1 protein-coding gene is annotated in these 592 nt (G+C 63.3%); it reads right to left on the reverse strand.

From position 1 onward, the window contains the following. The coding region (locus NTD88_RS09175; protein WP_262155005.1) for an immunoglobulin-like domain-containing protein at positions 1 to 592 on the reverse strand (592 nt) is incomplete at both ends.

The raw sequence follows: 592 nt of genomic DNA on the forward strand, positions 1-592 counted from the left end.
CGCGGCGATGGTGATGCTGCCTTCGGTGGCGTCCTTGGCGATGGTGATGGTTTCACCGTTGCTCAGGGTGACCTTCATTTCAGTGCCGGCCGGGTTGGTCAGTTTGGCGGTGTAGGTGATCTGACCGCCTTCCTGGACGGTGCCGGTGGCGGTCAGCGAGACGCCAGTGGTGTCGAGGTGAGCGGGGTTATCCGTCACGGTGGTGGACGGCGCTCCGGCCGTGACCAGCTTCTCGTAGTTGCCGCCAGTGACGCCGGTGATGCTGTTGGTCAGCGCTGCGTTGGTGTTGTAGACGTTGTTTGGTGCGACGTAGTCCACCGAGCCGCTCGACGCATTGACCGCGATGGTGATCGACTGGCCGTTGGCGAGGCTGATGACCAGTGGCGCGCCGGTGACCGGTGCGCTGACGGTAGCGGTGTAGGTGACGACGCCGCCCTCTACCACACTTGGCGTCGCAGTCAGGGTTACGGTCGAAGTGTCGATCGTGTCGGTGACGGCGGTTACCGCTGGCGTGCTGCTGACGTTCAACTTCTCGAAATCACCGCCAGTGGTGCCGGTAATGGTGGCGCTGACGTTGCCGCTGTCCACGTAT

This window comes from Pseudomonas sp. 20P_3.2_Bac5 (assembly GCF_025466035.1).
Lineage (GTDB): Bacteria > Pseudomonadota > Gammaproteobacteria > Pseudomonadales > Pseudomonadaceae > Aquipseudomonas.